Origin of the sequence: Gabonia massiliensis (assembly GCF_001403595.1) — a bacterium.
In the GTDB taxonomy this organism is placed as follows: Bacteria; Bacteroidota; Bacteroidia; order Bacteroidales; family Coprobacteraceae; genus Coprobacter; species Coprobacter secundus.
The window spans coordinates 56,952-72,111 of record NZ_LN877940.1 but is presented as its reverse complement, the minus strand read 5'-3'; the positions used below and the strand labels follow the sequence as shown (position 1 = coordinate 72,111).

General features: G+C 35.5%; 12 protein-coding genes. 3 read left to right on the top strand and 9 right to left on the bottom strand.

Features of this window, described 5'->3' with window-relative positions:
* Positions 1–159 precede the first annotated feature (159 nt).
* The 4 genes from BN2628_RS10475 to BN2628_RS10460 all read right to left on the bottom strand — a co-directional run bounded on the left by BN2628_RS10475 (position 160) and on the right by BN2628_RS10460 (position 4,996).
* Positions 160–654, bottom strand: coding sequence for a GNAT family N-acetyltransferase (locus tag BN2628_RS10475; protein ID WP_044230361.1), 495 nt, complete (start codon positions 652–654; stop codon positions 160–162).
* Entirely contained in the window at positions 644–1,897 is a 1,254-nt protein-coding gene (locus tag BN2628_RS10470) for a peptidase U32 family protein (protein WP_055097188.1), read from the bottom strand. Before BN2628_RS10470 ends, BN2628_RS10475 begins: the two co-directional genes overlap by 11 nt.
* Positions 1,898–1,920: 23 nt before the next feature.
* Positions 1,921–4,503, bottom strand: coding sequence for a DNA mismatch repair protein MutS (gene mutS / locus BN2628_RS10465; RefSeq protein WP_257606466.1), 2,583 nt, complete (start codon positions 4,501–4,503; stop codon positions 1,921–1,923).
* A gap of 220 nt (positions 4,504–4,723) precedes the next feature.
* Positions 4,724–4,996 (bottom strand): HU family DNA-binding protein, encoded by a 273-nt coding sequence (locus tag BN2628_RS10460; protein WP_021931627.1) that lies wholly within the window; start codon positions 4,994–4,996, stop codon positions 4,724–4,726.
* Positions 4,997–5,207: 211 nt separating this feature from the next.
* Between BN2628_RS10460 and BN2628_RS10455 the strand changes: the two genes are divergently transcribed.
* From BN2628_RS10455 to BN2628_RS10445, 3 genes are read left to right on the top strand one after another with little or no spacing between them, the layout of a single operon-like run.
* Positions 5,208–5,912 carry a rhomboid family intramembrane serine protease gene (locus BN2628_RS10455; RefSeq protein WP_044230365.1) on the top strand — a complete coding sequence of 235 codons (705 nt, stop codon included), beginning with the start codon at positions 5,208–5,210 and terminating at the stop codon, positions 5,910–5,912.
* On the top strand, positions 5,893–6,789 hold the full coding sequence (locus BN2628_RS10450; protein ID WP_044230367.1) for a rhomboid family protein: 897 nt from the start codon (positions 5,893–5,895) through the stop codon (positions 6,787–6,789). Before BN2628_RS10455 ends, BN2628_RS10450 begins: the two co-directional genes overlap by 20 nt.
* Before the next feature lie 3 nt (positions 6,790–6,792).
* Entirely contained in the window at positions 6,793–7,914 is a 1,122-nt protein-coding gene (locus tag BN2628_RS10445; protein ID WP_044230369.1) for an endonuclease/exonuclease/phosphatase family protein, read from the top strand.
* Positions 7,915–8,047: 133 nt separating this feature from the next.
* Here the strand turns inward: BN2628_RS10445 and BN2628_RS10440 are convergent, their stop codons facing one another.
* The 5 genes from BN2628_RS10440 to rnr all read right to left on the bottom strand — a co-directional run bounded on the left by BN2628_RS10440 (position 8,048) and on the right by rnr (position 15,120).
* Positions 8,048–9,646 (bottom strand): S41 family peptidase, encoded by a 1,599-nt coding sequence (locus BN2628_RS10440; RefSeq protein WP_257606465.1) that lies wholly within the window; start codon positions 9,644–9,646, stop codon positions 8,048–8,050.
* 15 nt (positions 9,647–9,661) lie between these two features.
* A complete protein-coding gene (coaD, locus tag BN2628_RS10435) occupies positions 9,662–10,150 on the bottom strand; it encodes a pantetheine-phosphate adenylyltransferase (RefSeq protein ID WP_044230370.1) in 489 nt (162 codons plus the stop codon).
* Complete coding sequence (locus BN2628_RS10430; protein WP_044230371.1) at positions 10,131–11,996, bottom strand: DNA topoisomerase IV subunit B; 1,866 nt, start codon at positions 11,994–11,996, stop codon at positions 10,131–10,133. The genes coaD and BN2628_RS10430 overlap by 20 nt, the downstream gene beginning before the upstream one ends.
* Positions 11,997–12,101: 105 nt before the next feature.
* Positions 12,102–12,944 carry a histidinol-phosphatase gene (locus tag BN2628_RS10425; protein ID WP_044230373.1) on the bottom strand — a complete coding sequence of 281 codons (843 nt, stop codon included), beginning with the start codon at positions 12,942–12,944 and terminating at the stop codon, positions 12,102–12,104.
* Positions 12,945–12,969: 25 nt separating this feature from the next.
* Positions 12,970–15,120, bottom strand: a complete 2,151-nt coding sequence (gene rnr / locus BN2628_RS10420) for a ribonuclease R (protein WP_411267750.1) — start codon at positions 15,118–15,120, stop codon at positions 12,970–12,972.
* Positions 15,121–15,160 lie beyond the last annotated feature (40 nt).

Sequence of the window (15,160 nt, the reverse complement as noted above, 5' to 3'; positions counted from 1 at the left end):
AAATGATAAATTAAAAAAGGGGTTGCCTTTAGTTTAATAGGGCAATCCCTTTTCTGTATTTTGCAGCTTTAAAATTTTGAGCCAAAGAAATTTTATAAAACCTATTAAAATGTTTTTTTGTTGTGAGAATTGCCTTATTCTCAAAAATGTTAGTTGTCTTTATTGAGATAAGATGAGTTCATAGCACCAAAAAAGCCCAGTCTTTCCTATTAAAGGAATAGTGCCACAGTGGGTGAACCCTAGGCGCTCATATAAATGTTGTGCCGAACGATTTTCTGAAAAAGTATCTAATCGTATAGACTTGTATTTATTGTTTATGGCATATTTTATAACCCATTTCAGAATTTTTTCTCCAAGGTGCTTTCCTCTGAATTCAGGATCGATAAATAATCGGTGAATGATCAACGCAGGTTTTTGGCTGTGCCATATTACGTAATTATAATGTTCGTCATATTCCTCGTTCAGGCATACAGCCCCTATTAGTGAACCTTGTTTATAGAATAGATAAAGTTCTCCTTTATCGATATCATTCTTAAATGTTTCTTTTGTCGGATAGTCTTTGCTCCAACTGAATCCTGGATAAATGTAATCCAGCGTTTTTTGTTTAAGAGCAAAAACTTCATTTAAATTCTTGATTGTTGCTTTAAGCATCATCTTTGGTCGTATCTATCCATTTAAACAATTTATCGGAAGGTCGTATTTTCTCATCGAGCTTTATAGAAAAGTGTTCTCCTTTTACTGTTTCTTGTACAGGTTTTAAATTGACATGTATTTCTTCGACTTTCTTTGTAATAGCACCAGTCGTAGGGCCTGTAATTAATATTTCATCTCCAACTTTAAGAGACTGTGTTTCCATTAAGAATTCGGCAACACCCAGATTTGAGAAATATTTGATTCCTTTTCCTATATAAATTTTCCTTTTCGTTGCTCCAGAACCGTAATTTTTACTCCATTCACCGAGTCTTTGACCTAGATAATATCCATTCCAAAAACCTCGGTTGAAAACTGTAGAAAGACGTTTATTCCAATCTTTTATATGTTCATCAGAAAAGTTCCCGGAAAGATAACATTCAATAGCTTCTTTATAGCATTCGGTAACAGTACGTACATATTCGGCTCCGCGAGCACGACCTTCTATCTTGAAAACCCTGACACCAGCATCCATCATTTTATTTAGAAAGTGAATTGTCTTTAAATCTTTTGGAGACATGATATACTCGTTTTCAATGTCTAATTCAACTTCAGTATCACGGTCTTTTACGTTATAAGCTCTACGGCAGATTTGAACACAAGCTCCCCGATTTGCAGAAGCATTGGCCTCGTGTAAACTTAAATAACATTTACCGGAGACGGCCATACATAGAGCTCCATGACAGAACATTTCGATACGGATAAGTTCGCCTTTGGGTCCTTTGATTTGTTCATTACAAATGCATTTGTATATATGAGCTACTTGTTCGAGGTTTAGTTCTCTGGCTAAAACGACGACATCAGCAAATTGAGCGTAGAATTTTAATGATTCGGCATTTGAAATATTTAATTGTGTAGAGAGGTGGACTTCTACTCCTATACTGCAAGCATATGCCATGGCAGCTACGTCACTGGCAATAATGGCTGAAATATGAGCTTCCTTAGCCGCATTGATGATGTGTCTCATAAGCTCTAAGTCATTATCATATATGACTGTATTGACGGTGAGATAACTTTTCATGTTGTTTTCAAGGCATATTTGAGCTATTTGATGCAAGTCTTCTATTGTGAAATTATTGGAGGAGCGAGCTCTCATATTTAGCCCTTCTATACCGAAATAAATAGAATCAGCACCACCTTGTATTGCGGCCGTTAAAGATTCGTACGAACCGACTGGCGCCATGATTTCAAAGTCGGATTTTTTCATATAATTGTTACTGTAAAGTCATTTTATTTACCGGTGATAATTTTTCGGATTTCATTTAATTTATTCAAAGCTTCTACCGGTGTAAGATTGTTTATATCTAAATTGATGATTTCATCTCGTATTTGACTCAAAACTGGATCATCCAGCTGAAAAAAACTCAGTTGCATTCCTTCACGTTGCGCTGCTATTTCGTGAGTCGGTTTAGAAATTCCATTATTTCTGTTTTCGGATTCAAGTTGCTTTAATATTTGGTCTGCTCTTCTTACGATGCTTTGAGGCATTCCTGCCATTTTAGCGACATGTATACCGAAACTGTGTTCACTTCCACCTTTAACGAGTTTTCTTAAAAAAATAACTTTATTGTCTACCTCTTTTACGGATACATTGAAATTAGCGATACGTTTATAAGTGCGTTCCATCTCATTTAGCTCATGATAATGGGTAGCAAATAATGTTTTTGCACGGGCTTTAGGGTGTTCATGGATATGTTCTACAATAGCCCAAGCGATAGAAATCCCATCATATGTGCTTGTTCCACGACCGAGTTCATCAAATAAGACAAGGCTTCTATTCGATATATTATTTAGTATGTCGGCTGCTTCATTCATTTCTACCATGAAAGTAGATTCTCCTAAAGATATATTGTCTGAGGCTCCGACTCGTGTAAATACTTTGTCTACTAATCCTATTTTTGCAGATTCTGCAGGGACAAAGCTTCCGATTTGTGCTAAAATTACAATAAGGGCTGTTTGCCGTAAAAGAGCAGATTTACCAGCCATGTTAGGACCAGTTATCATAATAATTTGCTGATTGTCGTTACTAAGGCTGATGCTGTTCGAGATATATTCTTCTCCGGGAGGGAGCTGCTTCTCGATTACAGGATGGCGCCCTTCTTTGATATCTATTTCGTCGCCGTCATTTATATTGGGACGAATATAGTGGTTTTCTTTTGCTGTGATGGCAAACGACAATAGGCAATCGAGTCGGGCAATTAGATTGGCATTATGTTGTATTGCGGGGATATAATCATTTAGGGCTAAGACTAAATCGTTGAAAAGTTTACTTTCAAGTGACAGAATTTTTTCCTCAGCTCCTAAAATTTTTTCTTCATATTCTTTTAGTTCTTGTGTAATATATCTTTCGGCGTTAACAAGAGTCTGTTTTCTAATCCACTCAGGAGGGACTTTATCTTTATGGGTATTACGTACTTCTATATAATATCCAAAGACGTTATTAAAACTTATTTTCAGGCTAGGTATACCAGTTCTTTCGCTTTCTCTTTGTTGTATATGTATAAGATAGTCTTTCCCAGAATAAGCCAATTCTCGAAGTTCATCAAGTTCGGCATTTACTCCCCTTGCAATGATCCCTCCTCGATTGATAAGGGAAGGGGCATCTGGACTTATTTCTCGTGCAATACGGTCCTTTATTGAAGAACAAGGATTGAGCTGTTCTCCTATTCGTCTTAGGACAGGTTCTTCAGAAGATGAGCAGATATGTTGTATAGGTTCCATTGCCGACAGGGCAACACGAAGTTGTATCATTTCACGGGGAGTAATCCTGCCGACTGCAACTTTAGAAATAATACGTTCTACATCACCAATAAGCATGAGCTGCTGTTCTATCTCATCTTTGATGTCAGGTTCTTTGAAAAAATATTCAACGACATTTAATCGTTCGTTGATAGGTTGTACATCTTTTAAGGGAAAAACAATCCATCTTTTTAGCAGACGAGCTCCCATCGGACTTGTTGTACGGTCGATGACATCGAGTAAACTTTTTCCGCCCTCATTCATTGTGTTTAATAATTCAAGACTACGAACGGTAAATTTATCGAGACGTACGTAGCGTTCTTCCTCAATGCGGGCAAGGGATGTAATATGAGAGATTTGCTTGTGCTGGGTTATGTCTAAATAATAAAGTAACGAACCGGCAGCAATGATCCCGTTTTTTAAGTTTTGTACTCCGAATCCTTTTAGATTTTTTGTTTCGAAATGTTTTAATAGACGATCGGTTGCAGCGTCTTCTGTAAAAATCCAATCGTCGAGTTCGAAAGTAAAGAAACGAGTACCAAAGTGCTCTTCAAATAATGTTTTTTTACTTTTTTCAAATAAGACTTCTTTGGGAGCAAAATTATTTAAGAGCTTATCTATGTAATCATAGTTCCCTTCAGCTGTAAGAAATTCACCGGTTGATATGTCAAGAAAAGCTATACCGCAAATGTTTTTATTAAAGTGAATTCCGGCCAAAAAGTTATTTTCTTTGTGATTTAAGATATTGTCGTTTATAGAAACCCCAGGAGTTACAAGCTCGATAATACCACGTTTGACTAATTTCTTTGTCATTTTAGGGTCTTCAAGCTGTTCACAGATAGCTACTCGTTTCCCTGCTCGTACCAGTTTGGGAAGATAAGTATCTAATGCATGATGTGGAAATCCTGCCAATTCTACAAATTGGGCAGCACCGTTAGCTCTTCGAGTCAGTGTTATTCCCAATATCTCGGAGGTTGTGATAGCATCTTCTGAGAATGTTTCGTAAAAATCCCCAACACGAAATAATAGAATAGCATCGGGATGCTTGGTTTTCATCTCGATATATTGCTTCATAAGGGGTGTTTCAACAATTGCTTTAGCCAAGTTCTTAATTTTTGAGAATACAAAGGTACTTATCTTTTATGAAAAATAAAAGAATAAGAGTTACTCTAAAATGTGAAAATTTATATTGTATTTTCATTATACCAGTTACTGAAATTAAGATATTTAGATATAAAAAAAGAGATAACTACAATTCTTAGTTATCTCTTCCTTAAATCGAATTTATACTGATTTATTTTACCTTTTCAGCTAATTCTGCACCGGCTTTAAATTTAACAACCTTTTTCGCCGGAATAGTAATTTGTTGTTTTGTAGCGGGGTTGATGCCAGTTCTTTCACCTTTTTCATTAATAGAAAAAGTTCCAAAACCGATAAGAACGATTTTGTCGCCACCGGCTAATGTTTTAGATACTGTAGATACAAAAGCATCCAATGCTTTTTTTGCATCTGCTTTGCTCAAGCCGGCTTCTTCAGCCATTGCATTGATTAATTCTGATTTGTTCATAAAGCTGTATTTTTTATAGGTTAAAAATGTAGTTTTAGCTTCTTAAAGCCTACATAGGTACGCAAATATATCATATAAAAACAAAATAACAAAAAATAGGGGTAAAAAAATGAAATAATATCACTAAAAAACTAAAGCAGAGGTGTGAATATAGGGAAAATATGGAAATATTGAGTATTTTTGTCAGCAAAAATCAAAAAGAATAATATATATGTTTCAGAGCCGACAAGGTTTTTTTAGTTCTATACCTCCAGTAACCAAAAATTTAATAATAATCAATCTGTTGTTTTGGTTAGCTGAGATTGTTCTTCCCCGCGTGGGAATTGATTTGGTAAAGTACTTAGGTTTGCACTATTTTGCTGCTTCTGATTTTAACGCAGTGCAGTTGGTGACTTATATGTTTATGCATGACCCGGGGTCTTTTGGGCATGTATTTTTTAACATGTTTTCGGTCTTTATGTTTGGCCGTACATTGGAAATGGTTTGGGGGAGTAAGCGTTTTTTGATTTATTATTTGACGACCGGTATCGGAGCAGGACTGGTGCAAGAAGTGACATGGTTTTTCTCTTTGAGAGATGCAATTGATGCTACTATAGTTCAGGCTGGTTGGGAAACGACGCGTACGCTATTGAATAACGTGATAACCATTGGAGCTTCAGGTGCTGTTTTTGGGATACTGCTTGCTTTTGGAATGTTATTCCCGAATGCAGAACTTTTTATTATGTTTATTCCGATACCAGTCAAAGCTAAATATTTTGTTATATTTTATGGAATAGTGGAATTGTTCTTAGGTGTAGGAAACTTTAGTGGTGATAACATTGCTCATTTTGCTCACCTTGGAGGTATGCTGTTTGGATTTTTCTTAATCAGGTATTGGAAGAAAAAAGGATTTGGTAATGGACAATATTTTTGGTAAACTGGCGCAGCTGTATCGTAATGGATCTCTCTTGATAAAGTTGATTTATTTGAATGTTGCTGTTTTTTTGATTTTGCGTTTGTCTATTGTCTTTTTGATGTTGTTCAATATTGATGGACGTATTATTTTGAACTATTTCGAGTTGCCATCCGACTTGTATTTATTGCTTGTGCGGCCATGGACTCTCGTTACTTACATGTTTCTTCATTATGATATATGGCATATTCTTTTTAATATGATATGGTTTTATTGGTTTGGCCAAATATTTCTTCTTTTTTTCAGTGAAAAACAAATGGGGGGGCTATATCTTTTAGGAGGATGGACCGGTGCGATATTATTTCTTTTGTCATATAATATTTTTCCTTATTTTGATTCTGTTGACGGATTTTTGTTAGGAGCCTCGGCTGCAATATTGGCAATTGTTGTTGCTACTGCAGTATATGCACCGGATTATAAGATAAATCTTTTGTTTTTTGGTGCAATTTCTCTTAAATATATAGCGATTATAACCATTGTGATTGATTTGTTAAGTATTACATCGAGTAATGCAGGGGGGCATATCGCTCATTTAGGAGGAGCTTTGATGGGGTGGTGGTTTGTATCAAGCTGGCGTAAAGGGCATGATATGACCCGTTTTATAAATCTTATAGTCGATAGGTTTGTCACAATGTTTAAGCCTGGTCCCCGAAAGAAAATGAAGATTAAAAAAATGAATATTTCTCAAAATCCTCGAAGAGAATCAGATATGGATTATAATGCTCGTAAGCATAGGGAAATGGAAGAGATAGACCATATTTTGGATAAGATAAAGCAATCTGGTTACTCAGCGCTCTCTGATGCTGAAAAGAAAAAACTATTTGATGCCAGTAAAAAATAGGAAATGAAGTTTATAAAGATGACATATTTGACAATAACAGTGATGATGAACTTTATTTTTGCTGTTTTATTGATATTGTCTTCTTATGCTTATCTTATTTCTCCTGTAAGAATGATGTTCCCTTCTTATTTGGGTTTAGCTTTTCCGGTTTTTCTATTTGCAAATGTTTTGTTCATTGTATTTTGGTTGTTACAGCGGCGTTGGCTTTTTTTATTATCTTTAATTACGTTATTTATTTGTTTCCCAGAGGTAAAACTGTATACTCCCTTGCATAGGGGGGAAGAAATACCTATAACTGGTGACTCTTTGGTAATTTTATCTTATAATGTAGAATGTTTCCAGGGATTGAAGCCTCATTTGGATAATAAGCCTAACGAAATCCTCGAGTATATAGCTAATAGCAGAGCTGATATTATTTGTATGCAGGAGTTTGCATTTGGTCGTGATAAGAGTATAATATCAGAAGTACAGATAAACCAAGCTTTAGAAGATTATCCGTATCATTATTTTTCAGATAAATCTAAAAATCCATATTCCGGTTCAGGTATCGCTTGCTATTCGAAGTATCCGATTATTGAAGTGCAAGAGATAGTATATGAGAGTGTTTATAATTCTTCATATCTTTATAGAATTCAGTACAAAGGTCGGGAGTTGACTATAATAAATAATCATTTAGAGTCAAATAAATTTACATTGGGAGATCGGGCCTTGTACCGTCGAATGTTGAAACACTTTGAACCGGAATTGATCGGTGAATTTAAGAACCGGTTGGTTCCTAAGTTAGATATAGCCTATATACAAAGGGCGGTACAAGCAGAAAAAGTATCTCATGCTATACAGCAAGAAGGTGATAATAATATAATTGTTTGTGGAGATTTTAATGATACACCTCAGTCCTATGTATATCATAAAATTAGAGGTAAATTGAAAGATGCTTATGTTGAAACGGGATTTGGTCCGGGAATAACATATCATAAAAATGGGTTCCTATTTCGAATAGATCATATATTATATAGTGGAAATTTTCATGCAGTAGCTACTGAAATAGGGAAGTTAAAGAATTCTGATCATTATCCGTTAAAAGCAACCTTTGTGTGGGATGACACTATTACTTCTTCTGATTGATAAGAAGTTGCTTTTATTTTATTGGTTGTTTTATTTTGAAGGTTTTAGGAAGAGTAATATGTTATAGAGAGTATTGAATTTACAATAATAAGAAAAGCGGACCTTAAGTCCGCTTTTCTTATTATTGTAAATTTCATTTCTTAATTTTTAGAAGTGTATTATACTTTTGGGGATCATTTATAATTTCTAATGCTTTAGAATAAGAATCATTAAATTGGTTCATTACTCTGTAATAAGCTGTCATGTCGAAAAGATCACGTGCTATTAATGCTTTTAACTGTTCTTTTATAAGTGGTTCTGATTTTTTAAATTGTTCCTCATTATATTCCACCTTGTCTTTCTCTGCAAAAGAAATAAGCTCTTTTAATAATTTGTCATTTATGGTAAAATCATCTAAAAATCTGGTTACATTATTTTTATATGTAGCGGTCAATTCTTTTCTGTTTTTATCGATATATGAAATAATAAACTGGTTAAGTATTCCTTTAGCTATTAAGTCTCGATGATAGTCGGTGAAACGAGTTGTGTCTAATGGGACGAAATAATCTGGCATTATACCGCCTCCACCATATACGGTACGTCCGTTAATTAAGGTTTTATATTTGAGGGAATCAGGAAAATGAATGCTATCAGCATTGGTCAGTTCTCCTTTGTTGTAACGGTCTATGATGTCTTTAAAGTACTCTTCAGATTCACCTTTTTGATAGGGTTTTTGAATACTACGTCCCGATGGTGTATAATAACGGGATATTGTAAGGCGTATCATTGAACCGTCGGGCATAGGAATAGGTCGTTGTACTAAACCTTTGCCGAAAGTTCTACGTCCGACAATGAGTCCTCGATCCCAGTCTTGTATTGCTCCGGATACGATTTCACTGGCGGAGGCACTGGATTCATCTACCAGGATAATTACGTTGCCATCTTTGAAAAGTCCGGATGATTTTGCTTTATAATCTGTTCGTGGAGAACGTCGTCCTTGAGTATATGTTATAATTTCGTCATTGGTGAGTAATTCCTGAGCTACATCTATGGCAGCGTTTAGATAACCTCCGCCGTTTCCTTGTAGGTCTATAATCAGATTTTTCATCCCTTCTTTTTTCAATCTTTTTAGGGCATCGGAAAATTCTTTTCCTGTAGAAGCAGAGAACCGACTTAAACGGATATAGCCAGTATTTTTATTGGCCATGTAGCTTGCATCTATACTATAAATAGGAATTTGGCCTCGTGTAATTCGGAATGTCAATGGCTCGTTAATCCCTCGACGCAGGATGGAAACATTTACTTTCGAGCCTCGAGGCCCTCTTAGACGCTTCATAATGTCCGTGTTCTTCATCTTAACTCCGGCTATAACAGTATCATTAACCGCAATTATGCGGTCTCCAGCTAATATTCCGACTTTTTCAGATGGACCTCCGGCGACTGTCTGAACAATATATAGAGTGTCTTTTACCATATTGAATTGAATGCCTATACCATCGAAATTCCCTTGTAACGGTTCATTCATCTCTTTTGTCTCTTCTGGAGTCATGTAGCTGGAGTGAGGATCGAGCTTTTCCAACATTCCTCTTATAGCATCTTCTACAAGTTTTGATTCATCGACATTGTCGACATATAAATTGCTTATTGCAAATTCTGCCAAACTCAATTTTTTATTTGCTTCTGATTGTCTTTGCGCACCTATACATGAAATAGTCGAAAGGGCGAGAATCAGGAGAGAAAATCTTTTTATCATTGGTCTTTGTTTATTTTATTTTTCATTTCTTTCGGGAAGAACTAATCCTGTAGGAAGAAACTCGTTAACCTTCCGTCCATATCTTAATAATTCGCGTACGATAGTTGAGCTGATGTGTGTATGTTCGGGTTCGGTAAAAAGTACAAGGGTTTCCACTCCCGAAATTTTACGATTTACATCAGCAATAGTTTTCTCGTATTCGAAATCATTTACTGACCGAATTCCTCGTAAGATGAATCCAGCTTCACATTTTTTAGCTAAATCTACAGTTAAGCAATCATATGATAATACTTGTACTCGAGGATTGTTCCGGAACAGATTTTGGAGCATATCGACTCTTTCCTCAAGGGTAAAGTATTGGCTCTTGGCTTCGTTGATACCTACTGCAACAACAATTTCATCGAGCATAGTGAGACCTCGATTTACTAAAGACATATGTCCTATAGTAAATGGATCGAAAGTTCCTGGAAAAACGGCTATTTTTTTATGCAATGTTTTCATCATCTTCTACAACCAAATTTTGAATAATGAAGTTTTGCCGTTCCATAGTATTTTTCCCCATATAAAATTCCAGTAATTCTTTAACTAAATCTTCTTTTCGTAAAGTTACTTGGTCTAGGCGGATATCTGGACCAATAAAATGCCGGAATTCATCTGGAGAAATTTCGCCAAGTCCTTTAAATCGTGTAATTTCAGGATTGACTTTAATTTTATCGAGAGCAGCTAATCTCTCCTCTTCAGAGTAACAGTATAATGTCTCTTTCTTATTTCTTACTCGGAATAGAGGTGTTTGTAAAATATAAATATGCCCTTTCTTGATAAGGTCTGGAAAAAATTGAAGAAAAAATGTGATAAGTAATAATCGTATATGCATGCCATCAACGTCGGCATCTGTTGCAATAATGATTTTATTATATCGTAATCCTTCTATTCCATCTTCGACATTTAATGCAGCCTGCAACAAATTGAATTCTTCGTTTTCGTATACTACTTTGCGTGTGAGACCATATGAATTTAGCGGTTTACCTCGAAGGCTGAAAACGGCTTGGGTTTCGACATTTCGGCTTTTTGTAATAGAACCGGTTGCAGAATCTCCCTCTGTAATAAAAATGCTTGATTCTTCGCGATTGTCACCTTTGGAATCATTATAGTGAACACGGCAGTCTCGTAGTTTTTTATTATGCAAATTAGCCTTTTTGGCTCTTTCACGAGCCAATTTAGTAACTCCGGCAATTGCTTTTCTTTCCTTCTCTGATTCAAGAATTTTTTTTAATAAAATATCTGCTGTTTCAGTATTTTTGTGCAAATAGTTGTCTAATTCTTTTTTTAGGAAATCTCCGATAAACTTACTTACAGAAGGTCCATCTGGCCCTATATCACGAGAGCCGAGTTTTGTTTTAGTCTGGGATTCGAAAACAGGTTCTTCGACTTTAATACTTACAGCTGCGACAATTCCGTTTCGAATATCTGAATAATCGAAGTTTTTGTTATAAAATTCTTTTATTGTACGTGATGCAGCTTCTCTAAACGCTGTTAGATGTGTACCTCCTTGGGTTGTATGTTGACCATTGACAAAAGAGTAATATTCTTCTCCATATTGATTATTATGGGTAATGACAACTTCTATGTCTTCACCTTTTAAATGAATAACAGGGTATAAAGGGTCAGAAGTCATTTTCTCATTTAGCAAATCGACCAATCCGTTACGAGAATGGAAGCGTTTTCCATTGAATATAATGGTAAGTCCCGAATTGAGATATACGTAGTTTTTAAGAAGAGCTTCTATGAATTCATCTCTATAATGATATCCTTTAAAGATAGTATTATCAGGAGTAAAACGAACTAATGTGCCGTTTTCTTCAGTTGTCTTTTCTTCTATACTATCTTCAACAATATTTCCTTGATTATAAAGAATGGCTTTACGTAAGCCATCTCGATGAGAACAAATATAGAATTCAGAAGAAAGAGCATTGACAGCTTTGATACCGACACCGTTGAGACCTACAGATTTTTTAAATGCTTTAGAATCATATTTAGCACCGGTATTCATTTTTGAAGAGACATCTTTTACTTTATCAAGAGGAATTCCTCGTCCAAAATCCCGTACGATAACAGAAGTTTCGTTGATATCTACAGTTATTTGTTTTCCAAATCCCATCATGTACTCATCAATGGCATTGTCGAGTACTTCTTTGAGTAATACGTATATACCGTCATCTGAATGAGTCCCGTCTCCCAATTTTCCTATATACATGCCGGGACGCCGGCGTATATGTTCTTTCCAGTCGAGGGTTCGTATGGTGTCTGAGCTATATTCCAGTCCAGGAGTCTGTATTGTTTCATTTTCCATATTACAGAATATTCTTCGGTTAGAAGACAAAGATAATGCGAAAATATGGATTTTTTTAGTCTCGATACGTTAAATATGCGTGTACATGACACTTAAAGCATTGTTTTATATAGAAATTATTACATCTTTCCACTCTCCTTTTACCAATTGTCGTACATGTGTGAATCCTTCCGATAAAAGTGCATGCAATGCGTCGATACGTCCATCATTAATTAGTGATGGATGATGGGTATCTGCGTTTACAACTACAGGAATATTGAATTTTTTTAATAAGGAGAAATGCTGCCGGTTAGGGAAAAAAAGAGTTTTTTTCTTCCATGCTTTTGTATTTATTTCGACCATACAACCTTTTTCTGCAATAAAGTAAAAATAATCTTGTATGAGTTCATTGTACCATTTCTCACTGGTAATACCTTGTCGATAACTTAAAGCATTCATTGATATTTTATCAGCATGACCTATAAAATCGAATCCTCCGGTTTCTATCATTTGTACCATGGTGTCAAAATAGTGGCGCACTAGTTTGATTATATCTCCATTAAAAATGGTCTCGACAGTAATCTTAAATTGTTCTGGAGTGGTGTCAATATCAATAAACTGTTCATCTCCTGTTTTTAGAAAATGGACTGAACCTATTCGGTAATCCAATGGTGTTGTTTGGAAGATAGATGATGCGGGATTGTAGGTTTTGTCTAAATAGTCAATTTCGAGTCCGATATAAAGTTCTATTTTATTTTTATACTTTTCTTTTAACGAGTTTATTTCAACAATATAATCTGTTAATCTTTCTTGCTTCATGTTCCAACAACTCTCAAATGGAATAGGTGCATGAGAAGAAATTCCATAAGAGGAAAAACCCATAGCGATGGCTTCTTTTACAAAATCTTCAGCTGGAGCTACTCCGTCACAATAAAGACAGTGACTGTGATAGTTTGTTAGATTGTTCATAAATGCTTTTACTTAAAAATATTATTTATTCGATTAGTGCGAAATCAAGTTGTTTTTTCTCTAGATTAGCACGAGCTACTTGTATTCGAATAGGATCCCCTAAACGATAAATCTTGTGTGTGCGACGTCCCATAAGGCAGTAATTCTTTTCGTCGAATTCATAAAAGTCATCTTCTAAATCCCGTATGGGAACCAAACCTTCGCATTTATTCTCGTTTATTTCGACATAAAGTCCCCATTCTGTTACTCCTGATATGACTCCATCATATTCTTCTCCTAATCGTTCACTCAAAAACTCTACTTGTTTGTATTTTATAGATGCTCGTTCGGCGCTGGCAGCAGTAAGTTCCATTTCAGAAGAGTGCTTACATTCTTCTTCAAGTTTCTTTTCATTGACACTTCGTCCTCCTTCGGCGTATCTTGCCAGTAGACGGTGAACCATCATGTCTGGGTATCGGCGTATAGGGGAAGTGAAGTGGGTATAGTAATCAAAAGCTAAACCGTAATGACCGACATTGGCGGTCGAATAAGCTGCTTTTGCCATAGTGCGAATAGCTACAGTTTCGATAAGATTTTCTTCTCGTTTTCCTTGTACATTATCAAGTAAATTATTTATTGATTTTGAAACATCATTTTTATTTCCCTCTGTTTTTAAATTGTATCCAAAACGTCGAATAAATGTTGCTAAATTGTTCATTTTTTCAGGATCGGGTAAATCGTGTACCCGATATACAAAAGCTTTTGCTTTACGGCCTTTAGGAACTTTTCCTATAGCTTCGGCAACAGTTCGATTGGCTAATAGCATAAATTCTTCTATTAGTTTATTTGCTTCTTTAGAGGTTTTAAAATACACACTAATAGGTTTTCCGGTTTCATCAATTTCAAATTTTACTTCATGCCGATCGAAGTTAATAGCCCCATTCGAAAATCGTTTAGTTCTGAGCTTTTGAGCTAAGTCATTTAAAATAAGTATTTCATCTTTATAATCCCCTTTGCCAGATTCGATTACATTTTGGGCTTCCTCATAAGTAAATCTTCGATCAGATTTGATAATAGTGCGGACAATTCTTGAATTTTGAATCTCAGCTTTGTTATTTAGTTCAAAAATGACGGAATAACATAATTTTTCTTCATTAGGTCGTAGAGAGCATACTTGATTGCACAATCTTTCGGGAAGCATTGGGATAACTCGGTCTACAAGATAAATAGATGTCGCCCGTTTTTCAGCCTCTCGGTCAATGATGCTATCAGGTTTTACATAGTAAGTAACGTCGGCAATGTGTACACCAACTTCCCATAATCCATTTTTCAGATGACGTACAGATAAAGCATCATCGAAATCTTTTGCATCTTTAGGGTCAATAGTGAAGGTTGTGATACTCCGAAAATCTTCTCTGCGTTTTATTTCGTCAGGATATATAGTATCATCTATCTTGTCTGCGGCTTTTTCGACAGTTTGTGGATAACTATAAGGAAGTCCGAATTCGGCAAGAATAGCATGCATTTCAGTATTGTTTTCTCCAGAAGTACCCAATATGTCTATAACTTCACCGTATGGATTTTTGGCTCTTTCAGGCCAACTTGTGATTTGAACAATAGCTTTATCTCCATTTTTTGCACCTTTTAATTTTTCTTTGGGGATAAAAATATCATTTGCCAATATTTTATTGTCAGTAAGTAAAAAAGCAAAATGTTTTTGGATTTCAAGGGTTCCGATAAAAATTTGTGGCGCTTTTTCTATAATTTCAGTTATTTCTCCCTCTAAAACATGATTTTTCCTTTTAGCATAGATTAGGACTTTTACTTTATCTCCATTCATTGCTCTGAGGGAGTTTCGTTCTGCAATAAAAATGGGTTCTCCTTCGTCTTCAGTGATCACGTGATTTTTGCCATTGCTCCTACGTTCAAATATCCCCTCTACACTTGAAGTTCCACGGTTATTAAATTTATATTTCCCTGGAACAATCTCAATAAGATAATCATCGTCTTTTAAAGATTCCAAGATTTCGCAAACCATTTGTTTTTGTACTTCAGTCTTTGCTCCAATAACGTGTGATACTTGTTTATAATTGTGAGACCTTGTTGCTTCCTCACTGAAAAAAGTAATGATACGTTGTTTGATTTCTTCTTTTTTCAGCCTTTTTATTTTGGTTNCCCCTCTTTCAAGAATGAAAATCTTGCGTCCTAGCCGATAGACGAATGGGCCTTCTCAATAT